The organism is Pseudomonas sp. GW821-FHT05D12, from assembly GCF_059419825.1.
On the sequence record NZ_JBWKSN010000001.1, the window covers coordinates 14,629 to 37,873 of the forward strand.

The following is a 23,245-nucleotide window of genomic DNA, read 5'->3' on the forward strand; positions in this document are numbered from 1 at the left end:
TAGTGGCGCAATCCGTAGCGCGCAAATGCTCTGGTGATAACTAGAACACATAATTTGTAAAAGGTTTAAAAACGCCGGCAAATTCTGACGATTGGCGACTTTAGTCCCAAATTGCCAGCATTTTTGACGTCAAATTATCCCGCGCTCAGCCTTGGTTTGCGCGACCTTATCGCGCAGGTACACCGGGGCCGCCTGGTCGGCAGGAATCGCCTCGCCGCGCTCGAATGCAAAGCGTGCCAGCGTCAGCAGGTCTTCGGCATGGGGCAACAGTGTGGCGTCCTGGCCCACCAGCGGCACCGCGATACGCTCGCCATACCCCCAACCGGTGCCAGCACCGAACCAGTCGCCACTGGCGTCACTTGGCAATGCCGCTGATTCCGGCGACTGCACGGCCTCCACGCCAACCAGGCGCATTTCGCCAGCGGTTTCGCGGTAGCAGCCCCAATAGACTTCATCCATGCGCGCATCAATCGCCGCCGCCACCTGCCGTGCGCCGTGCTCACGCAAGGCACGCTGCGCCAGCACCGCCAGGTTGGAGACCGGCAACACCGGGCGCTCGAGCGCAAACGCCAGGCCCTGGACCACACCGATGGCGATCCGCACGCCCGTAAACGCACCCGGGCCACGGCCGAAGGCGATGGCATCCACGGCAGCCAGGGTCGTGCCGGCGTCTTCGAGCAGTTGCTTGATCATCGGCAACAGCTTCTGCGCGTGCAGGCGTGGGATCACCTCGTAGTGGCTCGTTACTTTGCCATCGTGCAGCAAGGCAACGGAGCAAGCTTCAGTCGCGGTGTCCAGGGCCAGCAGGGTGCTCATCGGTGTAGGTGTCCAAGTCGAAAAAAAGTGCGCCAGTATAAACAACAACGGCCCGCAAGCGGGCCGTTACTGTGAAGCCGAGCGATTGATCAGCTCAGGGCTTGCAGCACCTTGGCGGTGATCGCTTCCACGGAGCCGACGCCAGGGATGTGGCTGTACTTCGGCTTGCCTTGGGCAGCAGACAGCTTCTGGTAGAAATCCACCAGCGGCTTGGTCTGGGAATGGTAGACCGACAGGCGATGACGCACGGTTTCTTCGGTGTCGTCCTTGCGCTGCACCAGGTCTTCGCCGGTGATATCGTCCTTGCCTTCAACCTTTGGCGGGTTGTAGACGGTGTGGTACACGCGGCCCGAGGCCTCGTGAACGCGACGACCGGCGATACGCTGGACGATTTCTTCGTCTTCAACGGCGATTTCGACCACGGCATCCAGCTCGACACCAGCCGTCACCAGGGCTTCAGCCTGGGGAATGGTGCGTGGGAAGCCGTCGAACAGGAAACCCTTGGCGCAATCTGGCTGCGCGATACGGTCCTGGACCAGGGCGATGATCAGGTCATCGGACACCAGGCCGCCGGCATCCATGATGCCCTTGGCCTTGACGCCCAGCTCGGTGCCTGCTTTTACCGCAGCGCGCAGCATGTCACCGGTGGAGATTTGTGGAATGCCGAATTTTTCAGTGATGAACTTTGCCTGAGTACCTTTACCGGCCCCGGGAGCTCCCAGCAGAATGACGCGCATCGATGTGCTCCTCAATTTTTTATAGAGATGACGCTCGGATTCGCCGCGTGGGGCCAATCTCGTAAAAATAGGATTCGGGCCGCACAAACGGCCAAAGGCTGATCAAGATACACAGCAGACCCTAAGCACACAAGCCGCCGAAAGTCGCAAGAACCCGCGCCATACATGCACCATAGGTGGGGTGTGCCTGAGTGCAACCCGGCCGTACAAACGCCAACCGCCCATTTTCTGGCGGCTGGCGTACTTCATCTGCAAGCCTTTGAGAACACGCGTAAAACCTCAACCGGTGTTGCGTAAACCGGCGGCGATACCGGCCACAGACACCAGCAGCGCCTGTTCCAGAGGGCTGTCCTGCGCCGCTTCCTGCTGGCGCGAGCGCGCCAGCAACTCAGCCTGCAGCAGGTGCAGGGGGTCAAGGTAGGTGTTGCGCAGGCGGATGAACTCCAGGGTGTCGGGGCTATGGGCCAACAGTTGCGACTGGCCGGTCAGGCCAAGCACCACCGCGCACGCCTGCGACAATAGGTCGCGTAAGTGCGCGCCCAATGGCAACAGGTCCGGCTGCACCAGGCGCTCGTCATACAGCCGCGCAATGTCGGCATCCGCCTTGGCCAGGACCATTTCGAGCATGTCGATGCGGGTCCGGAAGAACGGCCACTGCTCACGCATCTGCCCGAGCAGTTCGCCTTCGCCACGTTCCAGCGCCTTGCTCAACGCTGCTTCCCAGCCGAGCCATGCCGGCAGCATCAGGCGGGTCTGGGTCCAGCCGAAGATCCACGGGATGGCGCGCAGGCTTTCGATGCCGCCGGCACGGCGCTTGGCCGGGCGACTGCCGAGGGGCAAGCGGCCGAGCTCCTGCTCCGGTGTGGATTGGCGGAAATACTCGACGAATTGCGGATTTTCCCGCACCACCGCGCGGTAAGCGCTGACACCATCCGCCGCCAATTCGTCCATCAAATGGCGCCAGGCCGGTTCCGGCGGAGGCGGCGGCAACAGCGTCGCTTCCAACACCGCTGCCAGGTAAAGATTGAGGTTCTGCTCGGCAATGTCCGGCAGGCCGAATTTGAAACGGATCATTTCGCCTTGTTCAGTGGTGCGGAAACGCCCCGCCACCGAACCCGGCGGCTGCGACAGGATCGCCGCGTGAGCCGGGCCGCCACCGCGCCCGACCGTGCCGCCACGGCCATGGAACAACAGCAGTTCCACCTGTTGCTCGCGGCAGATATCCACCAGGCGTTCCTGCGCCCGGTACTGCGCCCAGGCTGCGGCGGTGGTGCCGGCGTCCTTGGCCGAGTCCGAATAGCCGATCATCACTTCCTGCGGGCCTTGTAAACGGGCGCGGTAGCCCGGCAGTTGCAGCAGGCGTTCCATCACCGGCCCGGCGTTATCCAGGTCAGCCAGGGTTTCGAACAACGGCACCACGCGCATCGGCCGTTGCACGCCCGACTCTTTCAGCAACAGTTGCACCGCGAGTACGTCCGACGCGGCGCCGGCCATGGAGATGACGTAGGAACCCAGCGATGCCGCCGGCGCGGCGGCGATTTCCTTGCAGGTATTCAACACCTCGGCCGTGTCCGCCGACGGTTTGAAATACCCCGGCAGCAGCGGGCGGCGATTGCCCAGCTCCTTGGTCAGGAAACTGATGCGTGCCTCTTCGTCCCAGTCTTCATAACGACCGAGGCCGAGGTAGTCGGTGATTTCCGTCATGGCCGCCGAATGCCGGCTGGAGTCCTGGCGCACGTCCAGGCGCACCAGGAATAGACCAAAAGTCACCGCGCGGCGCAGGCAGTCGAGCAGCGGACCATCGGCGATCACGCCCATGCCACATTCGTGCAGCGACTCGTAGCACAGCTCCAGCGGGTCGAGCAGGTCGCGGTTGTTTTGCAACACTTCTGCCGGCGCCGGGGTGCTGGTCGTCAATGAGGCATGCGCCCAACTGCGCGTGGCGCGCAGGCGTTCGCGCAATTGCTTGAGCAGCGCACGGTACGGTTCGACGCTGTCACCGACCTTGGCCTGCAACGCCGCGCTGGCGTGCTGCATCGACAATTCGGACGCCAGGTGATCGATATCGCGCAGGTACAGATCGGCCGCCATCCAGCGCGCCAGCAGCAGTACTTCGCGGGTGACCGGCGCGGTGACATTCGGGTTGCCGTCGCGGTCGCCCCCCATCCACGATGCAAACCGAATCGGCGCCGCCTCCAGGGGCAAATGCAGGCCGGTAGCGGCATGCAAGGCCTGGTCAGCCTTGCGCAGATAATTCGGGATGGCATGCCACAGAGAATGCTCGATCACCGCAAAGCCCCACTTGGCCTCGTCCACCGGCGTGGGGCGAGTGCGGCGGATTTCTTCGGTGTGCCAGGCTTCGGCGATCAAGCGCTGCAGGCGCTGGCGGATCTGCTCGCGCTCGGCGGTGGTGAGGTCGCGGTGATCCTGCAATGCCAGCTGCGCGGCAATCGCATCGTATTTCTGGATCAGGGTGCGGCGCGCCACCTCGGTCGGGTGGGCAGTAAGGACCAGCTCGATCTCCAGGCGGCCCAACTGGCGGGCCAGGGACTCGTTGCTGTGGCCTTCGCTTTGCAGGCGCGCCAGCAACTCCGGCAGCACCCGGGATTCGAACGGCGCAGGTTGCGATTCATCACGCCGGTGAATCAGCTGGTACTGCTCGGCAATATTGGCCAGGTTGAGAAACTGGTTGAAGGCCCGCGCGACGGGCAGCAGTTCGTCTTCCTTCAACTGATTGAGGCTGGCGCTCAGTTCATCGCCCGCGGCTTTCTCCGCGACCGCGCCACGCCGGTCGGCCTTGGCGCCCTTGCGGATCTGCTCGATCTTGTCGAGAAAATCATCGCCGTACTGCTCTCGAATGGTGTTGCCCAACAGCTCACCCAAGAGGTGAACATCCTCACGCAAGCGTGCATCGATATCACTCATCAGCCAATCTCCAGCCAGAAATCCGGGACGCGCAGGTTTTCCAGAGTGCCGCCAGCATCGGTTTATGACAAGACTTTAAACCTTGTGACTTGCAGCTAGTCTCAACTGTGAGTCGCCTGTGTTTATCCACGCACGCGGCTGGACACTCATCACCGCCTGCCATCGCGGGCTTTATTGAGGTTGCCATGAAAATCCGAGAACTGGCCCAGCATTGGGAAGAGAACGCCAAGGGTCGCTTGACCAAGACCGAGTACGCCATCCATCTGGATGTGGAGTCCGCCGCAAGGCTGGCGGCCATCGCGGAAATGTACCCCAAGCGCCATACCGAAGAACTGCTCGGCGAGCTGATCGGCGCCGCCCTCGAAGAGCTGGAAGCCAGCTTTCCCTATATCAAGGGACAACAGGTGGTTGCCACCGATGAAGAGGGCGACCCGCTCTACGAAGACGTCGGCCCTACCCCACGTTTCCTGACGCTGTCGCGACGCTATCTGCACGATATGTCGAGCAGTTCGGACGAGCAGAAACACTGATCCCACCCCCTTCTTCCCCTTGTAATCCGGGCCCTTCACGGGCCCGACCTACCTCCGCGCGCGGCAAAAGTTCCAAGTTTTTCAGGCTGACCATTCAGTCAGTTATTTTTTTAGGCAAATCGCCATCTCTTCTGAACTTTTGAAAAAAGCCTCCGGTCACAGCCAGTAAGCCATCACTTGGAACGGCCGTTTGAAAGGGCTTTTCGTGCTTTACCGCCGGGCCCCGCACCGCTGACCAGTGACATGGATTTTGATGTTTTTCAGGAGTTACCCAATGGAGTTGAAGACGATGAAGACCAGCACTGCCAAATCCTCGTTTAACCATCTGCGCGGGCTCAAGTTGGCCGCGCTGGCAATCGGCACCAGCTTCGTTTTGGCTGGCTGCGCCGGCAACCCGCCGACCGAGCAGTACGCAGTTACTCAATCGGCGGTGAACAGCGCTGTCAGCGCCGGCGGCACCGAGTACGCAGCCGTAGAAATGAAGTCGGCCCAGGACAAGCTCAAGCAAGCCGAGATTGCCATGCACGACAAGAACTACGACGAAGCCCGTCGCCTGGCTGAACAAGCCGAGTGGGACGCTCGCGTCGCTGAGCGTAAAGCCCAGGCCGCCAAAGCCGAACAGGCTGTGAAGGACTCCCAGAAAGCTGTTCAGGAGCTGCGTCAGGAAGGCATGCGCCCGGCTGTTATCAAGCAGCAATAAGCCGCCGCCCCTGATTGCAATGCACCCGATATCGAATTGAAAGGACGACACGACTATGCGTAAACAATTGATGATCCCTGCCCTGCTGGCGATGAGCGTTGCCTTGGCGGCGTGCTCCACCCCGCCGAACGCGAACCTGGAAAATGCACGGACCAACTTCTCGGCCCTGCAAGCCAATCCGAATGCCACCAAGGTAGCGGCGCTGGAAACCAAGGACGCCCAGGACTGGCTGGACAAGGCTGACAAGGCCTACCGCGACAAGGAAGACCAGAAGAAAGTCGACCAACTGGCCTACCTGACCAACCAGCGCGTTGAAGTGGCGAAAGACACCATCGTGCTGCGCGAATCCGAAGCCAAGCTGAAAAACGCCGGCGACGAACGTGCTCGCGCCCTGCTGCAAGCCCGTGACGCGCAGATCAAGCAACTGCAGGACAGCCTGAATGCCAAGCAGACTGATCGCGGTACGCTGGTCACTTTCGGTGACGTGCTGTTTGCCACCAACAAGTCCGACCTGAAATCCAGCGGCCTGGTGAACATCACCAAGCTGGCGCAGTTCCTGCGCGACAACCCGGACCGCAAAGTGATCGTCGAAGGCTACACCGACAGCACCGGTTCCGACTCGTACAACCAGAGCCTGTCCGAGCGTCGTGCAGCTTCCGTGCAGCGTGCACTGGCTCAGCAAGGCGTGGACATCTCGCGCATCGTGACCCAGGGCTATGGCAAGGAATACCCGGTTGCCGATAACAGCAGCGTATCGGGCCGTGCCATGAACCGCCGCGTCGAAGTGACCATCTCCAACGACAACCAGCCAGTCAAACCACGTTCGTCCGTAGCGAACTGATGGCCTGATGCTGGATAAAAAAACCCACCTTACGGTGGGTTTTTTTATGGATTGCCAAACTGGATAGGACGGTGTGTGTCCTCGTCTGGCATCTTCATCTTCTGGTCCTGTTTCTGGTCCTGCGCGGTCCGCCGCTCAAGATCTACATGGCACCGGCTCATATTCAGCAGGTTGCGAAATGCCTGACTTTCAGGATTTGCCGGATGTACGGGAGGTACAGGATTTGCAATTATCGCCACTTTCTCGGCCCTGATCTGAGTAAGTTACACCGCTTTGTGTGGCGCCTTACGCGATATGGTTCCAAAAAATCTTGGCTCAGCATTATCGTTCGGTCGTTGACCAAATCCCGCCCATGGCGGGCGGGCTTTGCAGAGATGGCAATCAGCCGCCGACTTTGCTGGAACCCTGGTAGTCGGGCGACTGGATTTGGCCGCCGCCCTGTGAGCCACCTTGACTGTCTTGTGAGCCCTGGCCATTTTGTGCACCTTCACCGCCCTGAGCACCTTGAGCTTTTTCTGCAAGCAGTTTCTTCAGTAGCTTCTCCAGCTCTTCAAGGCCACCCCCGCCCCCAGCTCCACCGCTTCCCTGGCTGCCCTGGGAACCTTGTGACTGTTGCTTGATTTTGTTTTGTACGTCCTGAATCTGCTGATCAAGGCTTTGCTGGGGACCTTGGCCACCACCAATGCCTGACAAGCCCGTTGAACCCGATACACCGTTGATACCTGACATAAATGCAAACTCCAGACTCATTAATTAAAAAAGGACTGATCAGTCGCTCCGATCAGTCCTTAGTCTGTGGCGGGTAAATAAAGATGGTTCCGGTCAGCTACGGGTCGCACATGCAGCAAGGGACTAATCGCCAGGTTCAATGGCGTTTTCCCACGGGGCGATGTGCCAGGTCACTGCTGCAGTTGCGGGGTTTCCTGGCCCAGGCAACGTACCGCCTGCTTCTTGTTATTAACCAGCACGCCACTCAAGCCTTTTTGCTCGGTGTCGAACATCACCAGCACGCCGTCGACGCACTGCGCCACCTGCGCGGCCGGGGTCAGCGAGATCTTGTAGTCTTCGCCGGGCACGGTCTTGAGCAGGGTGAAATCGCTGAGCAGCAGCGCATCTTCCGGCTTGGCGAAGTGCAGGTAGCCGTAGTACCACAGGCAGCCGACAGTACCGATGATGGTGCCGATGCCGGTGAGGATCAGCGGGATCATGTTGCGTTCTTCGCTCATTGCGGGCTCTCTGATGAATCAACTTTAGAATCGGGATAATTCGGGATTTCGCCCAGGCGACGCAGGCCGTTGAAGTGCTGCGGGTCATCCAGGTAACGCAGCATCACGGTTTGCCAGGTCTTGTCGGCAAAGGTCTGCACGTGGCCACCGCGCGTCAACTGCAACACTCGAGGCGGCGGCGCGGCCTGGTACAGGCGGATGCCGTTGGCCACCGGCACAATCGGGTCATCCAGGCTGTGGAACAGCAGCTTGGGCACACCGGTCAGTTGCGGCATGGCGCGGATCGCACTGTCGCCATCCGGCACCAGCCAGGACAACGGCACCTGAAACGGCCATGTTAACCAGGAGGTGCTCAGGGCGAATTGTCCTACGTCACGATAACTGGCGGGCACGCCGTCCAGCACCAGGGCCTTGAGCTGCGCCTGTCGTTCCGGGTGGGCCGCCAGGTAATGCACCGCCAGCGCGCCGCCGAGGCTTTGACCGAGGACGATCAGCGGCTGGCCCCGGGTCTCGGGGGCCTGGTCGAGCCAGCTGAAGGCAGCATCAACGTCCTGATAGACCGCCGGCAATGACGGCTTGCCCTGCGACAGCCCATAACCGCGATAGTCCAGCAGCAGCACCTGGTAGCCCTGCTCCGGCAACCACCAACTGCCACCCAGGTGCCAGGCCAGGTTGCCGCCGTTACCGTGCAGGTGCAGCACTGTGCCCTTGAGCGGCACGCCGGGCTTGGCCGGCAGCCACCAGGCATGCAGCTTGACCCCGTCGGCGGTGGTGACTGTGACGTCGCGGTAGTCCAGGTGGGCTTTTTCCGGCGTGAACGGCAGGCCGGGCTCGGGATAGAACAGCAGTGAGCTGCAGCCGTTCAATGTGAGTAGCAGGCATAGAATGCCGAGGATTCTCATCCGTTGAAGCCTCGTGAGTAGTTAAACAACACATCTGAATAACGCCGAAACCCTGTAGGAGCCGGCTTGCCGGCGATGCAGGCAACGCGGTCTCCTGCAGCCATCGTCGGCAAGCCGCCAACTACAGCTAGATCGGTGTTAAAGGATATTCGAGTAATCCGCCTCGATCCGGTCCAGGCTCAAGTGGTTGAGGAAGTTGGAGAAGCACATCCACGCCGCCAGCGCATTCATGTCGCGAAACTGCTCGGGCAGGTACTTGGGCGGTACCACCAGGCCCTCGTCCACCAGCTGGCGCAGGGTGCGCATATCTTCCAGCGTGGTCTTGCCGCAGAACAGCAGCGGCACTTGTTCCAGCTTGCCCTTGCGCACAGCCAGCTGGATGTAGTTGTAGACCATGATAAAGCCTTTCAGGTAGGACAAGTCCTTGGTGAAAGGCAGACCGGTCGGCACCGAGCCACGGAATACGCGACTGGCGTTGCCGTAGCTTTCGGCCATCTCAAAACCCTGCTCCCGGAAGAACTCGAACACCTGCAGGAAGTCGGCGCCCTCTTCCACCATGTGGATGGCGCGGGTGCGATTGGTGAGCTTGCGCAGGCGGCTCGGGTAGGAGGCGAAGGTGATGATCTCCATCAATATCGCCAGGCCTTCCTGGGTCACGGTCGACGACGGCGGACCCTTGGACAGAAAGGTGCAGATAGGCTGGTTCTGGCCATTGAGCGTGGTGCCGACGTGCACCAGGCCTTCATGCACTTCCAGCGCGCGCACGTCGCGCTCGTTGAACATCGCGTCGGCGCGGATCTTGATGTAGTCGGCGCCCGCCGCTGCATCGGCGACGATACCGTCGGACTCGAACACGCGGATGGTCTCTTCGGCCTCGCCAAACACCCGGTTCAGGCGGGTTTGCAGCAGCGCCACGGCGTCCTTGGCGGTGAGGGTCTTGGCTTCGTCCTTGAGGTCGCCACGCCCGTCGATGTTGTTCAGGTAGTCGGAGAGCATCAGGCCCAGGTCCGCCAGGGTCGGGTCGCCGGCGTGAAAGGCATCGGAGGCGGCGCCGTACAGTTCCTGGGAGATCAGGCCAAAGTCCTCGGTGCCACGGGCCTCGAGCATGCGCACCACCATGCGGTACTCCTTGCACATGCGGCGCATGATCTGCCCCACCGGGCTGAACTGGCCGAGGCGGCGCGTGATGTCACGCTCAATGTTCTGGAACTCCAGCTTCACCGCGCTGGAATCGAATGACAGCGGCCGGTTGAGATAATAGTCGCGGTCCACGGCGGGCAGTTCCTTGCCCTTGGCCTTGAGAAATCCCTGGCGAATGTTCTCGTCCCATTTCACCGCGTCGAGGACGCGAATCGGTGTTTGCGCCAGCACAATGCGATCAGACAAGGTGCGTATCGTCTGCTGGTAATCGTCCACCGCTACTTCCTCTTTAAACGTTATTTGCCCGCGCGCTGGTAGCGCACGGCTTCAACGAACACATCGGCATTGGCCGGGTCATCCAGGTAGGCAAACACCTGGTCCATGGGGCTGTCCACCCGCACGCCGGCACCTTCGACGGTCTCCACGGTGCTGCCGTGCAAGGCGCGCTGGCCGATCGCCTGATGGATCTGCTCGAGGTCGAGGTTGTAGACCACCAATTCGTGTTTTTCATCGAACTCGAATCCCGCGAGGATGTAATTGCCACCCAGCTTGGCCGGCAACGGCGCCGACAGGTACCAGCGACTGCCATGCCGCGACACCGTAAACAGGTACTCATCGCGCTGGCCCGGCTTGGCTGTAGGGTAGCTCACGGCTTTATAACGGTGCTCGCCTGCGTGGGTGATGTGCAGGTTGAGCGGCTCGCCCCAGGCATTCTTGCTCGTCCATTGGCCGAGCAGTTCCTCCGGCGCGGCTTCCCGGGCCGGCAGCGGGTCCTTGAAGGTCACCAGGCAACCGCTGAGCAACAGGAACGACAGAGCGATGACCGCGACACGCCAGGCTTTCATTGCATACTCCATAAAGTGTGGGAGCTGGCTCGCCTGCGATACAGGCCCCGCGGTGCTTCAGGTAAACCGCGGTGAGGCTATCGCAGCAGTGCGACGATTCGACAAGCCAGCGCCCACATGAGGCTAGACCGAGGCCAGGACCAAATGCATGTAGCGCTTGAGAATCTCAAGCATCTCGTCAGCGGTCAGAGGCTCTGCGCCGCCCAGCAGGCCCTGATATTCCATCCGACTGATTATCGCCGTCAACACTTTGGCATCCTGTTGCGGCTCGCGGGAGCCCAATACCTGGAAAAACTGCCCGGTGCCCTGCAACAGGATCTGCTGGTGGGAGCGCACCAGCTCCGCCAGGCGCGGGTTGAGCAAGGCTTCCTGGCGAAAGGCCTGCTCGGCCATCAGGTGTTCACGGCGATTGCTGAGTTGGCGCATGACGTAGTCGGCAGTCAGTCGCGCAATGTCATCGGCCAGCTGTGAGCGCGACGCCGGGCTGCCATCGCCATAGGCGACCATCTCGCGCAGCAGGCCTTCGTTGCGCACCCACAACTTGCCCATGAAGGCAGCGCTGCGCTCCACGTATTGGGCGAAGGTATCGGTGAGCAGGTCATCGATATCCTTGAAGTAGTAGGTGGTTGCCGACAACGGCACCCCCGCCTCCGCCGCCACCGCCCGGTGGCGCACGGCCCGCACGCCGTCGCGCACCACAATGCGCATGGCCGCATCGAGAATGTCTTGCCTGCGTTGCTCGCTGCCCCGACGGCTGGCCTTGCGGCCCTGGTACTGGACGCTTTCAGCCACGGCAGCGGCAATGCCGGCGGCGCCTTCTTGAGCGGTTACGCGGTTCACGACTGATCTTCCTTATTAGAGTGACGCGGGGCGTCACGGTGTGCATTCCCACGCAGGGCACGGGAACGATCCCCTGGCGCTGTTTGCTTGACGCTTGTTAATGCCGCATAAAAAAGCCGCCTTATAAAAGGCGGCTTCGGATTTCGCTACGCTTACGCTTGTGGCCGCATGTGCGGGAACAAGATCACGTCGCGGATCGACGGCGAGTTGGTCAACAACATCACCAGGCGGTCGATGCCGATGCCTTCGCCTGCGGTCGGCGGCATGCCATATTCCAGGGCACGCACGAAGTCAGCGTCGTAGTGCATGGCTTCGTCATCGCCGGCGTCCTTGTCGGCCACCTGGGCCATGAAGCGCTCGGCCTGGTCTTCCGCGTCGTTGAGCTCGGAGTAGGCGTTGGCGATTTCGCGACCACCGATGAACAGCTCGAAACGATCGGTGACGTTCGGGTTGTCGTCGTTGCGACGAGCCAGCGGCGACACTTCGAACGGGTACTGGGTAATGAAGTGCGGCTGTTCCAGCTTGTGCTCCACCAGTTCTTCGAAAATCATCACCTGCAGCTTGCCCAGGCCTTCGAAACCCAGCACCTTGGCGCCGGCTTTCTTGGCGATGGCACGGGCCTTGTCGATGTCGGTCAGGTCGTCAGCGGTCAGCTCCGGGTTGTACTTGAGGATCGAGTCGAACACCGACAGGCGCACGAACGGCTCGCCGAAGTGGAACACCTTGTCGCCATACGGCACGTCGGTGCTGCCCAGGACCAGCTGCGCCAGCTCGCGGAACAGTTCTTCGGTCAGGTCCATGTTGTCTTCGTAGTCGGCGTACGCCTGGTAGAACTCCAACATGGTGAATTCAGGGTTGTGACGCGTCGAAACACCTTCGTTACGGAAGTTGCGGTTGATCTCGAACACCTTTTCAAAGCCGCCAACCACCAGGCGCTTGAGGTACAGCTCCGGCGCGATACGCAGGAACATTTCCATGTCCAGCGCATTGTGGTGGGTTTCGAACGGCTTGGCTGCGGCACCACCCGGGATGGTTTGCAGCATCGGGGTTTCGACTTCGAGGAAGTCACGCTTCATCAGGAAGCTGCGGATGTGCGCAATGACTTGCGAACGCACGCGGAAGGTCTGGCGCACGTCTTCGTTGACGATCAGGTCGACGTAGCGCTGGCGGTAACGCTGTTCGGTGTCGGTCAGGCCGTGGTGCTTGTCCGGCAGCGGGCGCAGGGATTTGGTCAGCAGGCGCACGTTGGTCATTTCGACATACAGGTCGCCCTTGCCGGAACGTGCCAAGGTGCCTTCGGCGGCGATGATGTCGCCCATGTCCCAGGTCTTCACCGAGGCCAGGGTTTCTTCGGACAGGGTTTTACGGTTGACGTAGACCTGGATGCGACCGGTCATGTCCTGGATCACCATGAACGAGCCACGGTTGAGCATGATGCGACCTGCCACCTTGACCGGAATCGCAGCCTCAGCCAGCTCTTCCTTGGTCTTGTCCGCGTACTGTTTCTGCAAGGCATCGCAGTAGTTGTCGCGGCGGAAGTCGTTGGGGAAGGCATTGCCCTTGGCGCGCTCGGCAGCAAGCTTTTCCTTGCGCAGGGCGATCAGGGAGTTTTCTTCCTGTTGCAGGGCCTGGTCGAGTTGTTGGTCGCTCATGTCTTTAAATATTCCATCTGGTTCGTTGTCCCCGGCCTGCGGCCGGGGATCGCCGGCAAGCCGGCTCCTACAGGGATCGCGGTATGGAGCCTGTTACAGGCCTGATTTCAGGCTGGCTTCCAGGTATTCGTCGATATCGCCGTCGAGCACCTTGTCGCAGTCGCTGCGTTCGATGTTAGTGCGCAGATCCTTGATCCGCGAGGCATCGAGCACATACGAACGGATCTGGTGGCCCCAGCCGATATCCGACTTGGTGTCTTCCAGCGCCTGGGACGCGGCGTTGCGCTTCTGCATTTCCTGCTCGTACAACTTGGCCCGCAGCATTTTCATGGCGGTGTCCTTGTTCGCGTGCTGGGAACGTTCGTTCTGGCAGCTGACCACGGTGTTGGTCGGTACGTGGGTAATACGCACGGCCGAGTCGGTGGTGTTTACGTGCTGGCCACCGGCACCGGAGGAACGGTAGGTATCGATCCGCAGGTCGGCCGGGTTGATCTCGATTTCCACCTTGTCGTCGATCTCTGGCGAGACGAACACCGCAGAGAACGAGGTGTGGCGACGGTTGCCGGAGTCGAACGGGCTCTTGCGCACCAGGCGGTGCACGCCGATCTCGGTCCGCAACCAGCCAAAGGCGTATTCACCCTTGATGTGCACGGTCGCGCCCTTGATGCCGGCGACTTCACCGGCCGACAGCTCCATGATGGTGGCGTCGAAACCGCGTTTGTCAGCCCAGCGCAGGTACATGCGCAACAGGATGTTGGCCCAGTCCTGGGCTTCGGTGCCACCTGAGCCGGCCTGGATGTCCAGGTAGGCGTTGTTCGGGTCCATTTCATGGCTGAACATGCGGCGGAATTCAAGCTTGGCGAGGTTTTCCTCGAGACGGGCCAGCTCGGCGACGACATCGCCCACTGCGCCTTCGTCGTTTTCTTCGACGGCCATGTCCAGCAGGTCACGGCAATCGGCCAGACCGGTGTTCAGCTCGTCGAGGGTATCGACGATCTGCGCCAGCGCAGCGCGCTCGCGGCCCAGTTCCTGGGCGTATTCAGGTTTGTTCCAGACACTCGGATCTTCAAGCTCGCGATTGACTTCGGTCAGACGCTCATGCTTTTGATCGTAGTCAAAGATACCCCCGAATAGTTTCGGAGCGCTCGGACAGGTCCTTGATGGTGTTAAGGATCGGGTTGATTTCCATGGCGGGCAGCACTCGTTGGCGAACTTTTGAAAGCCGACGAGTATAACGATAAACGGGGGGGAGCGGCAGCCCGCTGGGCGAAAAGGGCTCTTGCCCCACCACTCGACACTTCGCCTGGGCCCGGTGTGCCCGAAAGCCGACCTGAGGGGTTGGATCAAAAGCGGATACGTGTAGGCGCTGGCCGAACGCAGGCTTGAATCCGTGGCTAACCCGGCAGGACGCCGGGTTAGCCGTTACCGCAGCAACGCATATGTACACACAACCCTACTCGATCCCCACCTGATTTCGTCCATTATGCTTGGCCGTGTACAACCCCTTGTCCGCTGCCAGGATCAGTTGCCGGCAGTCGGTCCCCTGCGCCGGCGTCAGGGTCGACAGGCCGATACTGATCGTCAGGCTCGAACCTTCAGTCGGGGCAATGTGCGGGATTTTCAGCGCGGCCACCGCCATGCGCAGCTTTTCGGCCACCAGTCGCGCACCACCCGGCGAGGTGTTGGGCAGCACCAGCGCAAACTCTTCACCGCCATAACGTGCCGGCAAGTCCGACGGCCGGCTGCTGGCTTCACGGATCGACGCGGCGACTTTGCGCAAGGCCTCATCGCCCTCGACGTGACCGAAGCTGTCGTTGTAGGTCTTGAAGAAATCCACGTCGATCATCAGCAACGACAACTGGGTCTGGTCGCGCATGGCACGGCGCCACTCCAGTTCCAGGTACTCGTCGAAGTGCCGGCGGTTGGACAGCCCGGTGAGGCCATCGGAGTTCATCAGCCGTTGCAGCACCAGGTTGGTGTCGAGCAATTGTTGCTGGCTGACCCGCAGCGCACGGTAGGCCGCATCCCGCTGCAACAGGGTCATGTAGGAACGCGAGTGGTAGCGAATGCGCGCCACCAACTCGATATTGTCCGGCAGCTTGACCAGGTAATCGTTGGCGCCGGCCGAGAACGCCGCGCTCTTGATCAGCGGGTCTTCCTTGGTGGAAAGCACGATGATCGGAATGTTCTGAGTGGCCGGGTGGTTGCGGTATTCGCGCACCAGGGTCAGGCCATCGAGGCCGGGCATCACCAGGTCCTGCAGGATCACCGTCGGCTTGATGCGGATCGCCTGGGCAATGGCCTGGTGCGGGTCGGCGCAGAAGTGGAAGTCGATGTTTTCTTCATGGGCCAGGCCACGCCGCACGGCTTCGCCGATCATGGCCTGGTCGTCGACCAGCAACACCATGGCGGCATTTTCGTCGGTCTTGATGTCGTCGATCTGTAAATCATTCATCTGCAGTCACCTGAATTACTACCTGCAAGCCAGCACCGCGGGAGGTAGGGCTCATTTCGAAAATACCTCCAGCAATCGGGGCGCAATTCTGTCCAGTGGGCGAATTTCAACAGCAGCGTCAATCGCCGCCGCTGCTTTGGGCATGCCATACACCGCCGAGCTCTGCTGATCCTGGGCGATGGTCAGATATCCTTGTTCTCGCAGTAACTTGAGGCCCTGGGCCCCGTCGCGGCCCATGCCTGTCAGCAGTACGCCGACGGCATCGCCATTCCAGTGGCTGGCCACGCTTTCGAAAAACACGTCGATCGAAGGCCGATAGATCTCGTTAACCGGGTCTGCGGTATAGGCTAGCGTGCCGTTGCGTAATAAACGAATGTGGTGGTTGGTCCCGGCCAGCAGCACCACGCCGGGTTGCGGCGGCTCACCCTCGCGGGCCAGGCGCACCGGCAGGCTGGAGGCGCTGCTCAGCCACTCGGCCATGCCGGCGGCGAAGACCTGGTCCACATGCTGCACCAGCACAATGGCGGCGGGAAAGTCGCGGGGCAAGCCCTTGAGCAGGATTTCCAGGGCAGCCGGGCCACCCGCCGACGAGCCGATGGCAACCAGGCTCTGGCGTTTGCCGGTGCTGCGCGCAGGTGTGGTTTCGGCACGCACACGGCTGCCGCGCTGGCCAATCAACCAGCCGATATTGAGGATCTTGCGCAACAGCGGCGCCGCCGCATCCTTGGGGTTGCCGACGCCCAGGGGCGGCGTATCCACGACGTCCAGGGCGCCATGGCCCATGGCTTCGAACACCCGACTGACGTTGGCCTGGCGGTCGACCGTGACGATCACGATGGCGCACGGGGTCTCGGCCATGATCTGCCGCGTCGCCTCGACACCGTCCATGACCGGCATGATCAGGTCCATCAGGATCAGGTCCGGGGTCAGTTCGGCGCAGCGCTGCACCGCTTCCAGGCCATTGCCGGCGACCCACACCACTTCGTGCGCAGGCTCGAAACTCAAGGCGCGGCGCAAGGCCTCCACCGCCAGGGGCATATCGTTGACGATCGCAATCCTCATGCCCGCGCGCCTCCAATCAGCTCCACCACGGCGTCCAACAAGGCATCGTCATGGAAACTGGCTTTGGCTAAATAATAGTCGGCGCCGGCGTCCAGTCCACGACGTCGGTCTTCTTCACGGTCCTTGTAGGACACCACCATCACCGGCAACGATTGCAGGCGACTGTCACGGCGCAAGAGTGTGACCAATTCAATACCGTCCATGCGAGGCATATCAATATCAGTGATCAACAGGTCAAAGTCTTCGGAGCGCAACGCGTTCCAGCCGTCCATGCCATCGACCGCCACGGCCACTTCATAACCACGATTAAGTAACAATTTGCGTTGCAGCTCACGCACGGTGAGCGAATCGTCCACCACCAGCACGCGTTTGCGCGGTGCTTCGGTGGCCTGCTGGCTGCGCCGGGCAATGCGTTCCAGGCGACCAGTGTTGAGTAGCTTGTCGACCGAGCGCAGCATGTCTTCGACGTCGACGATCAATACCACCGAGCCGTCGTCCAGCAAGGCGCCGGCGGAAATATCCTGGACCTTGCCCAGGCGGTCATCGAGCGGTAACACCACCAGGGTGCGCTCGCCGATGAAGCGTTCCACGGCGATTCCATAAACGGCATCGCGTTCGCGGATCACCACCACTTTCAAGGTTTCGTCATTATTCTGCCCCGCCGGGCGCTGCAACAACTGGCTGGCGGCCACCAGGCCGACATGCCGGCCCTCGTGCCAGAAATGCTGGCGGCCTTCCAGTTGCACGATGTCGTCGGGCGCCAGGTCGCACATGCGCTCGATATGGGCCAGCGGGAACGCGTAGGCTTCTTCGCCGACTTCCACCACCAGGCTGCGCACCACCGACAGGGTCAGCGGCACCTCCAGATGGAAACGACTGCCCTGCCCCGCCGTCTGCTCCAGCACCACCGCACCGCGCAATTGGCGGACCATATGCTGCACTGCATCCAGGCCGACACCCCGCCCGGATACTTCGGTGACCTTGTCGCGCAGGCTGAACCCCGGCAGGAACAGGAACGTCAGCAGCTCCTCTTCGCTGAGGCGCTGGGCGGTTTCCAGCGGCGACAGGTGCCGGTCGACGATGGTGCCGCGCAGGCGCTCCAGGTCGACGCCGTTACCGTCATCGCTCAACTCCAGCACCAGCAGGCCAGCCTGATGAGACGCGCGCAAGCGGATCAGGCCCTCGGCCGGCTTGCCCGCCAGCAGGCGCTGCTCGGGCATTTCGATGCCGTGGTCGACGGCATTGCGCAGCAAATGGGTGAGCGGCGCTTCGAGCTTCTCCAGCACGTCGCGGTCAACCTGGGTCTTTTCGCCCTCGATCTCCAGGCGCACCTGCTTGCCCAGGCTGCGGCCGAGGTCGCGAACCATGCGCACCTGCCCGGCCAATACGTCGGCAAACGGGCGCATGCGGCACGCCAGCGCGGTGTCGTAGAGCACCTGAGCGCGCTGCCCGGCCTGCCAGCCGAACTCGTCCAGCTCGGCATGTTTTTCTGCCAGCAGCGCTTGGGCTTCGCTCAATAGCCGACGGGTATCGGCCAGGGCTTCCTGGGCTTCGAGGTTCAAGTCCACGGTCTTGAGCTGGCCGTCCAGTGTATCCAGGGCCCGCGCGCTCTGGCTTTGAATGCGTTTGAGGCGCTGCAGGCTGGCGAGGTATGGCTTGAGCCGCTGGGTTTCGACCAGGGACTTGCTCGACAGGTCGAGCAGGCTGTTCAAGCGCTCGGCGGTCACGCGCAACACGCGTTCGCCGCCTTCGGTCATGCGTTTGTTCTGGCGCGCAGGCTCGCTGGTGACGGGTGGCGCGGGCTCGGGCTCCGGCGGCAGCTCCTCGACGACGGGCGCCGGGGCCGACTCAGGCGGCGGCGGGGCTGACGGGGCGACCTTGGCACTCAGTTGCGACGGATCGAGCAGGCGCTCCATCAGCGCCACATACGCCTCGATATCCGCCGGCCCGACGTCATTGCCCGGCGTGGCGATGCGCATCAACAGGTCGGTGCCTTGCAGGAGCGCATCAATGTGTTCGGGTTGCAGGTACAGGCGACCTTCCTGGGCGCTGACCAGGCAATCCTCCATGACATGCGACACGCTGACCCCCGCGTCCACCCCGACAATCCGCGCCGCGCCCTTGAGCGAGTGCGCGGCACGCATGCAGGCTTCGAGCTGGTCGGCCTGGGTCGGGTTGCGTTCCAGGGCCAGCAGGCCCGCGCTCAATACCTGGGTCTGTGCATCGGCTTCCAGGCTGAACAGCTCCAGCAGCGAGGCATCGCGCATCTGGTCGGGGGTCATGTGAGGCTCCGGGTCACGGCGGACAACAATTGCGCCTCGTCCAGCCAACGCAGGCTGCGGCCTTTCCACTGCAACACACCTTGGGTGAAGCGGCCACTCGCCTGGCTGCCGGGCGCTGACGCAGCCTTCAAGGTGCGCTCATCGATGGCGTGGATGCCGTCGACTTCATCCACCGGCACCACCACCGGGCCATCTTGCGCGGCAATGATCAGCATGCGCGGCATGATCCGGCCACCGCTGGCGCCACTGCCGGTGTTATCCAGGCCCAGCAGTTCCACCAGCGACAGGCACGCCACCAGCGCGCCGCGTACGTTGGCCACGCCGAGCAAGGCACGGGAACGCTGGTGCGGCAGGGAGTGGATCGGTTGCAACGTGGCCACTTCCACCAGGCAGCGGGTGGCGATGCCCAGCCACTCTTCGCCCAGGCGGAATATCAGCAGCGAGCGCGTGACCACCTCGGCGCCATGCTCGACCGCTGCCTGTGGCCGACGGTCGTCCTGCTGCAAGGCATAGCGATCCAACAGGCGCGTGGCGGCTGCCGAGTACACCGAGCAATTGCGGCAATGGATGTGGTCCGCCAGCAGCGGGCAGGATTTGTCACCATGGATGCCGATGCGGTTCCAGCAATCGTCGATGGCTTGCGTGTCAGCCAGGGTCAGGTCCAGGCCGGTGGTGTCGAGCGCGTCGGGGCTACTCATGGTTTGTGCTCACTGTCAGCTCGCTCGCTACGCGCGGCCCGCGCCTGCAGGCGGCGGGCTCCCGCGCTGTCGCCCTGGGACTCAAGCAAGGCGGCCAGGTGCATCAAGGCCTGCGAATGCTGGGGCTCCAGGTACAAGGCTTTTCGATAATAGCCCTGGGCTTCCAGGGCACTGCCGGCCACATCGCTGAGCAGCCCCAGCCAGTAAAACACCTGGGCGGCCGGCGGGTGGTGATTCAAATACTCTTCACACGCAGCCCGCGCCTCCAGGCTCTTGCCTTCGTTGGCGAGGGTGGCGATGCGGCTGAGCAAGGCGGCGGCATCGGACGGCGCGGCCTTGATCGGTATGACCTGCGCAGTGGCGGCAGTACTGAACGGGCGCGGCCTGACCGGAAGCGGCGCCGCGCTGCGCTGCGGGATGGGCGCAGGCAGCGGCACGAACACCGGTGCAGGCTGCTGCGGCTCTGCCTGCCGACTGAAGGCAAACGACTGCGCCGCACCGATCGAACGCATGCCATGGCGCCCCAGCAGGCTGCCCTCGGCGGGGCCGATAAACAGCACGCCGTCAACGTGGGTCAGGCCCTTTAGTACATCGAACACTTGTTTCTGGGTCGCCTGGTCGAAGTAGATCAGCAGGTTGCGGCAGAACACGAAGTCGTAGCTGGCCTCATTGGCGAGCAACGCCGGGTCGAGCAGGTTGCCGACTTGCAGGCGCACTTGCTCACGCACCCGCTCGGCGATGTGGAACCCGTCGCCGTGTTCCACGAAGTGGCGGTCGCGAAAGGCAATGTCGCCCCCGCGAAACGAGTTCTTGCCGTACACCCCGCGCCGGGCACGCTCCACCGACAGCGGGCTGACATCCATGCCCTGCACCTTGAACTGATGCGGTGCGAGGCCCGCGTCCAGCAGCGCCATGGCAATCGAATAGGGTTCTTCGCCAGTGGAACACGGCAGGCTGAGGATACGCAGGGCGCGCATCTGCTTGATCTCGACCAGGCGCGCCTTGGCCAGGCGGGCCAGGGTCACGAAGGATTCGGGGTAACGGAAAAACCAGGTTTCGGGGACGATCACCGCTTCGATCAGCGCCTGCTGCTCGTCATGGGAGCTTTGCAGGTGCTGCCAGTACTCGCCCGCCGTCTGCGCCTGCAAGGCCTGGCTGCGCTGGCGCACGGCACGCTCGATGATGGCTTCGCCCACGGAGGCGACATCGAGACCGATGCGCTCCTTGAGGAAGGCAAAGAAGCGCGGATCGTTGCTCATAGGCTCAGCTCGGCGGAGAACAGCAACGCACGCACCGGCTCGGTGAGCAATTCATTCACGCCGATCCACTGCATCAAGCCCGCGGCGTCTTCACGCACCAGCCCCAGGTACGGCGCCTCGCGGTTGTCCAGGCCATAGGGCTTGAACTCGCTGAGGTCGCACCGCAGGGTGTCGGTGGCCTGTTCCAGGATCAACCCCAGCCAACGGGCTGCAACCCAGGGTTCGGGCTGGTAGTTGACCAGCACCAGCCGCGTGCTGGTCCGCGCTTGGGCCGGCTGTCCAAACGTCAGCGCACTGAGGTCGATGACCGGCACCAACGCACCGCGATGGGCAAAGATGCCCGCCACCCACAGCGGCGCATGGGCAATAGGCTTGAGAGGCAGGCGCGGCAGCACCTCGGCCACTTCGGTGGCCCTTAATGCAAAGCGTTCGTCGCCGATGTGAAACACCAGGAACAAAGCCTTTTTCGCTGCCGGGACGGCGCCGCGTTTAGCCGCGAGGTCGCTCATCAGACTTTGAAACGCGACACGCCGCTGCGCAGGCCCACCGCCACCTGGCTCAGCTCATCAATGGCAAAGCTGGCCTGGCGCAGGGATTCCACAGTCTGGCTGCTGGCATCGCCCAGTTGCACCAGGGCGTGATTGATCTGCTCGGCACCGGTGGCCTGGGCCTGCATGCCTTCGTTGACCATCAATACCCGGGGCGCCAGCGCCTGCACCTGGTGGATGATCTGCGACAGCTGCTCGCCCACTTGCTGCACTTCGAACATGCCCCGGCGCACTTCCTCGGAGAACTTGTCCATGCCCATCACCCCCGCCGACACCGCCGACTGGATCTCGCGCACCATCTGCTCGATGTCATAGGTGGCCACGGCCGTCTGGTCCGCCAGGCGGCGCACTTCGGTGGCCACCACGGCAAAACCGCGCCCGTATTCGCCAGCTTTCTCCGCCTCGATGGCGGCGTTGAGCGACAGCAGGTTGGTCTGGTCGGCAACCTTGACGATGGTGACCACCACCTGGTTGATGTTGCCGGCCTTCTCATTGAGGATCGCCAGCTTGGCATTGACCAGGTCGGCGGCGCCCATTACCGAATGCATGGTTTCTTCCATGCGCGCCAGGCCCTGCTGGCCGGAGCCTGCGGCCACCGAGGCCTGGTCGGCGGCGGTGGAGACTTCAGTCATGGTGCGCACCAGGTCCTTGGACGTCGCGGCGATTTCCCGGGAAGTCGCGCCGATCTCGGTGGTGGTGGCCGCGGTTTCAGTCGCGGTCGCCTGCTGTTGCTTGGACGTCGCGGCAATCTCGGTCACCGAGGTGGTGACCTGCACCGACGAGCGCTGGGCCTGGGACACCAGGGCCGTCAGCTCGGTCATCATGTCGTTGAAGCCGGTTTCGACTGCGCCGAACTCATCCTTGCGTTCCAGGTTCAGGCGCTTGCTCAGGTCGCCGGTACGCATGGTTTCGAGGATGTCGACGATGCGCTGCATCGGCGCCATGATCGCGCGCATCAGCAGCAGGCCACACAGGCCGGCCGCGAGGATGGCGATGATCAGCGAAACGGCCATGCTGATCTTGGCCGACAGCACCGACTCGTCGATGGCCGCCGTGGCACGGTCGGACACGTTCTTGTTTTCCGTGATGATGTCGTTGAGCTTCATGCGACCTTCGGTCCAGATCGGCGTCAATTGCTCCTCGAGCAATTGGTTGGCCCCCGGCAGGTCATTGGCTTGCACGCGCTCCAGCACCTGCGCCAGGACTTTGTTGTAGTTGATGTGCGCCGCCTTGAAGTTATCGAACTCCATGCGGTCAGCCTGGCCATGAATGGTTTTTTCGTAGTTGGCCATCTGCAGTTCAATACGCGTCTCGAAGGACTTGTAGTCGTTCTTGTCGGTATTGGTGAAGGTTTTATCCTCGCGCAGGCCAATGATGTCGATGGTCTGCAAATAGCTGTCGACCCAGGCGCTGCGGATCATCGAGCTGAGGTACACCCCCGGCACCGCGTCGTCGCGGACCGCTTCCTGGCTGGCTTCGATCTTCAGCAACCGTGAGTAGGACACCACGACCATCAGCAGCATGATCGCGATAATGACCGCAAAGCTCGCCAAAATCCGTTGGCGCAAGGTCCAGTTCTTCACAGTAATTCCTCGAAGGGCCATTCAAATGGAGGGGAGTATAGCTGAGCAGAAGCCCTCATTAATCAACGGGTTTTGCTGTAGTGATCACAGAATGCAAATGTGGGAGTGGGCCTGCTTGCGAAGGCGCAGGATCAGTCAATAGATTCGATGACTGACCAGCGCATTCGCGAGCAGGCCCACTCCCACAGTTTGATCGCTTCAGGG

At 62.1% G+C, this 23,245-nt stretch carries 21 protein-coding genes; 3 read left to right on the forward strand and 18 right to left on the reverse strand.

Going from position 1 to position 23,245, the window contains the following annotated elements:
• Positions 1 to 129 precede the first annotated feature (129 nt).
• The 3 genes from tsaB to ppc form a co-directional block, all read right to left on the reverse strand.
• Positions 130 to 816 (reverse strand): tRNA (adenosine(37)-N6)-threonylcarbamoyltransferase complex dimerization subunit type 1 TsaB, encoded by a 687-nt coding sequence (gene tsaB / locus AC07SI_RS00075; RefSeq protein WP_120447768.1) that lies wholly within the window; start codon positions 814 to 816, stop codon positions 130 to 132.
• A gap of 89 nt (positions 817 to 905) precedes the next feature.
• Positions 906 to 1,553 carry an adenylate kinase gene (gene adk / locus AC07SI_RS00080; RefSeq protein ID WP_065903153.1) on the reverse strand — a complete coding sequence of 216 codons (648 nt, stop codon included), beginning with the start codon at positions 1,551 to 1,553 and terminating at the stop codon, positions 906 to 908.
• Positions 1,554 to 1,832: 279 nt separating this feature from the next.
• Positions 1,833 to 4,478 carry a phosphoenolpyruvate carboxylase gene (ppc, locus tag AC07SI_RS00085; protein WP_495004879.1) on the reverse strand — a complete coding sequence of 882 codons (2,646 nt, stop codon included), beginning with the start codon at positions 4,476 to 4,478 and terminating at the stop codon, positions 1,833 to 1,835.
• 185 nt (positions 4,479 to 4,663) lie between these two features.
• On the opposite strand from ppc, the gene AC07SI_RS00090 reads away from it, so the two are divergent.
• The 3 genes from AC07SI_RS00090 to lptF all read left to right on the forward strand — a co-directional run bounded on the left by AC07SI_RS00090 (position 4,664) and on the right by lptF (position 6,549).
• Positions 4,664 to 5,008, forward strand: coding sequence for a pilin assembly protein (locus AC07SI_RS00090; RefSeq protein ID WP_065903159.1), 345 nt, complete (start codon positions 4,664 to 4,666; stop codon positions 5,006 to 5,008).
• 289 nt (positions 5,009 to 5,297) lie between these two features.
• A complete protein-coding gene (locus AC07SI_RS00095; protein ID WP_177343934.1) occupies positions 5,298 to 5,708 on the forward strand; it encodes a DUF4398 domain-containing protein in 411 nt (136 codons plus the stop codon).
• 55 nt (positions 5,709 to 5,763) lie between these two features.
• Positions 5,764 to 6,549, forward strand: a complete 786-nt coding sequence (gene lptF, locus AC07SI_RS00100; protein WP_065903166.1) for a lipotoxin F family OmpA-related lipoprotein LptF — start codon at positions 5,764 to 5,766, stop codon at positions 6,547 to 6,549.
• A gap of 381 nt (positions 6,550 to 6,930) precedes the next feature.
• Here lptF and AC07SI_RS00105 read toward each other — a convergent pair whose 3' ends face one another.
• The 15 genes from AC07SI_RS00105 to AC07SI_RS00175 all read right to left on the reverse strand — a co-directional run bounded on the left by AC07SI_RS00105 (position 6,931) and on the right by AC07SI_RS00175 (position 23,041).
• Positions 6,931 to 7,278 (reverse strand): hypothetical protein, encoded by a 348-nt coding sequence (locus tag AC07SI_RS00105; RefSeq protein ID WP_495004880.1) that lies wholly within the window; start codon positions 7,276 to 7,278, stop codon positions 6,931 to 6,933.
• A 170-nt stretch (positions 7,279 to 7,448) separates the two neighbouring features.
• Complete coding sequence (locus AC07SI_RS00110) at positions 7,449 to 7,775, reverse strand: PA3694 family proteiin (protein WP_064054946.1); 327 nt, start codon at positions 7,773 to 7,775, stop codon at positions 7,449 to 7,451.
• A complete protein-coding gene (locus AC07SI_RS00115) occupies positions 7,772 to 8,677 on the reverse strand; it encodes an alpha/beta hydrolase (protein ID WP_106804977.1) in 906 nt (301 codons plus the stop codon). The genes AC07SI_RS00110 and AC07SI_RS00115 overlap by 4 nt, the downstream gene beginning before the upstream one ends.
• A gap of 138 nt (positions 8,678 to 8,815) precedes the next feature.
• Positions 8,816 to 10,093, reverse strand: coding sequence for a flavohemoglobin expression-modulating QEGLA motif protein (locus AC07SI_RS00120; RefSeq protein WP_065903174.1), 1,278 nt, complete (start codon positions 10,091 to 10,093; stop codon positions 8,816 to 8,818).
• A 20-nt stretch (positions 10,094 to 10,113) separates the two neighbouring features.
• Positions 10,114 to 10,662, reverse strand: a complete 549-nt coding sequence (locus AC07SI_RS00125; RefSeq protein WP_495004881.1) for a hypothetical protein — start codon at positions 10,660 to 10,662, stop codon at positions 10,114 to 10,116.
• Positions 10,663 to 10,785: 123 nt separating this feature from the next.
• Positions 10,786 to 11,502 carry a TetR/AcrR family transcriptional regulator gene (locus AC07SI_RS00130; RefSeq protein ID WP_065903180.1) on the reverse strand — a complete coding sequence of 239 codons (717 nt, stop codon included), beginning with the start codon at positions 11,500 to 11,502 and terminating at the stop codon, positions 10,786 to 10,788.
• Between the two features lie 152 nt (positions 11,503 to 11,654).
• Entirely contained in the window at positions 11,655 to 13,154 is a 1,500-nt protein-coding gene (gene lysS / locus AC07SI_RS00135; RefSeq protein ID WP_106804979.1) for a lysine--tRNA ligase, read from the reverse strand.
• 93 nt (positions 13,155 to 13,247) lie between these two features.
• Positions 13,248 to 14,343, reverse strand: a protein-coding gene (gene prfB, locus AC07SI_RS00140; RefSeq protein ID WP_098465888.1) for a peptide chain release factor 2 whose coding sequence is annotated in 2 segments (ribosomal slippage) — positions 13,248 to 14,270 and positions 14,272 to 14,343 — 1,095 coding nt in all. Because the reading frame shifts where the segments join, the coding sequence is not laid out codon by codon here.
• A 264-nt stretch (positions 14,344 to 14,607) separates the two neighbouring features.
• Positions 14,608 to 15,609, reverse strand: coding sequence for a response regulator (locus AC07SI_RS00145; RefSeq protein WP_065903189.1), 1,002 nt, complete (start codon positions 15,607 to 15,609; stop codon positions 14,608 to 14,610).
• A 51-nt stretch (positions 15,610 to 15,660) separates the two neighbouring features.
• Positions 15,661 to 16,671, reverse strand: a complete 1,011-nt coding sequence (locus AC07SI_RS00150; RefSeq protein WP_106804980.1) for a chemotaxis response regulator protein-glutamate methylesterase — start codon at positions 16,669 to 16,671, stop codon at positions 15,661 to 15,663.
• Positions 16,668 to 18,953 carry a hybrid sensor histidine kinase/response regulator gene (locus AC07SI_RS00155; protein ID WP_065903197.1) on the reverse strand — a complete coding sequence of 762 codons (2,286 nt, stop codon included), beginning with the start codon at positions 18,951 to 18,953 and terminating at the stop codon, positions 16,668 to 16,670. Before AC07SI_RS00155 ends, AC07SI_RS00150 begins: the two co-directional genes overlap by 4 nt.
• A complete protein-coding gene (locus tag AC07SI_RS00160; protein WP_262134502.1) occupies positions 18,950 to 19,651 on the reverse strand; it encodes a chemotaxis protein CheW in 702 nt (233 codons plus the stop codon). Before AC07SI_RS00160 ends, AC07SI_RS00155 begins: the two co-directional genes overlap by 4 nt.
• Complete coding sequence (locus tag AC07SI_RS00165) at positions 19,648 to 20,910, reverse strand: CheR family methyltransferase (RefSeq protein ID WP_282397579.1); 1,263 nt, start codon at positions 20,908 to 20,910, stop codon at positions 19,648 to 19,650. Before AC07SI_RS00165 ends, AC07SI_RS00160 begins: the two co-directional genes overlap by 4 nt.
• Positions 20,907 to 21,419, reverse strand: a complete 513-nt coding sequence (locus AC07SI_RS00170) for a chemotaxis protein CheW (protein ID WP_065903208.1) — start codon at positions 21,417 to 21,419, stop codon at positions 20,907 to 20,909. The genes AC07SI_RS00165 and AC07SI_RS00170 overlap by 4 nt, the downstream gene beginning before the upstream one ends.
• Positions 21,419 to 23,041, reverse strand: a complete 1,623-nt coding sequence (locus AC07SI_RS00175; protein WP_065903210.1) for a methyl-accepting chemotaxis protein — start codon at positions 23,039 to 23,041, stop codon at positions 21,419 to 21,421. The genes AC07SI_RS00170 and AC07SI_RS00175 overlap by 1 nt, the downstream gene beginning before the upstream one ends.
• Between the last annotated feature and the right edge of the window lie 204 nt (positions 23,042 to 23,245).

Coding starts and splice junctions, on each gene's coding strand:
- AC07SI_RS00155 (WP_065903197.1), bottom strand. CDS start 18,953: ATGACCCCCGACCAGATGCGCGATGCCTCGCTGCTGGAGCTGTTCAGC.
- AC07SI_RS00125 (WP_495004881.1), bottom strand. CDS start 10,662: ATGAAAGCCTGGCGTGTCGCGGTCATCGCTCTGTCGTTCCTGTTGCTC.
- AC07SI_RS00090 (WP_065903159.1), top strand. CDS start 4,664: ATGAAAATCCGAGAACTGGCCCAGCATTGGGAAGAGAACGCCAAGGGT.
- AC07SI_RS00095 (WP_177343934.1), top strand. CDS start 5,298: ATGAAGACCAGCACTGCCAAATCCTCGTTTAACCATCTGCGCGGGCTC.
- lysS (WP_106804979.1), bottom strand. CDS start 13,154: ATGAGCGACCAACAACTCGACCAGGCCCTGCAACAGGAAGAAAACTCC.
- AC07SI_RS00160 (WP_262134502.1), bottom strand. CDS start 19,651: ATGAGTAGCCCCGACGCGCTCGACACCACCGGCCTGGACCTGACCCTG.
- AC07SI_RS00165 (WP_282397579.1), bottom strand. CDS start 20,910: ATGAGCAACGATCCGCGCTTCTTTGCCTTCCTCAAGGAGCGCATCGGT.
- AC07SI_RS00110 (WP_064054946.1), bottom strand. CDS start 7,775: ATGAGCGAAGAACGCAACATGATCCCGCTGATCCTCACCGGCATCGGC.
- tsaB (WP_120447768.1), bottom strand. CDS start 816: ATGAGCACCCTGCTGGCCCTGGACACCGCGACTGAAGCTTGCTCCGTT.
- AC07SI_RS00145 (WP_065903189.1), bottom strand. CDS start 15,609: ATGAATGATTTACAGATCGACGACATCAAGACCGACGAAAATGCCGCC.
- AC07SI_RS00150 (WP_106804980.1), bottom strand. CDS start 16,671: ATGAGGATTGCGATCGTCAACGATATGCCCCTGGCGGTGGAGGCCTTG.
- AC07SI_RS00115 (WP_106804977.1), bottom strand. CDS start 8,677: ATGAGAATCCTCGGCATTCTATGCCTGCTACTCACATTGAACGGCTGC.
- ppc (WP_495004879.1), bottom strand. CDS start 4,478: ATGAGTGATATCGATGCACGCTTGCGTGAGGATGTTCACCTCTTGGGT.
- lptF (WP_065903166.1), top strand. CDS start 5,764: ATGCGTAAACAATTGATGATCCCTGCCCTGCTGGCGATGAGCGTTGCC.
- adk (WP_065903153.1), bottom strand. CDS start 1,553: ATGCGCGTCATTCTGCTGGGAGCTCCCGGGGCCGGTAAAGGTACTCAG.
- AC07SI_RS00105 (WP_495004880.1), bottom strand. CDS start 7,278: ATGTCAGGTATCAACGGTGTATCGGGTTCAACGGGCTTGTCAGGCATT.
- AC07SI_RS00170 (WP_065903208.1), bottom strand. CDS start 21,419: ATGAGCGACCTCGCGGCTAAACGCGGCGCCGTCCCGGCAGCGAAAAAG.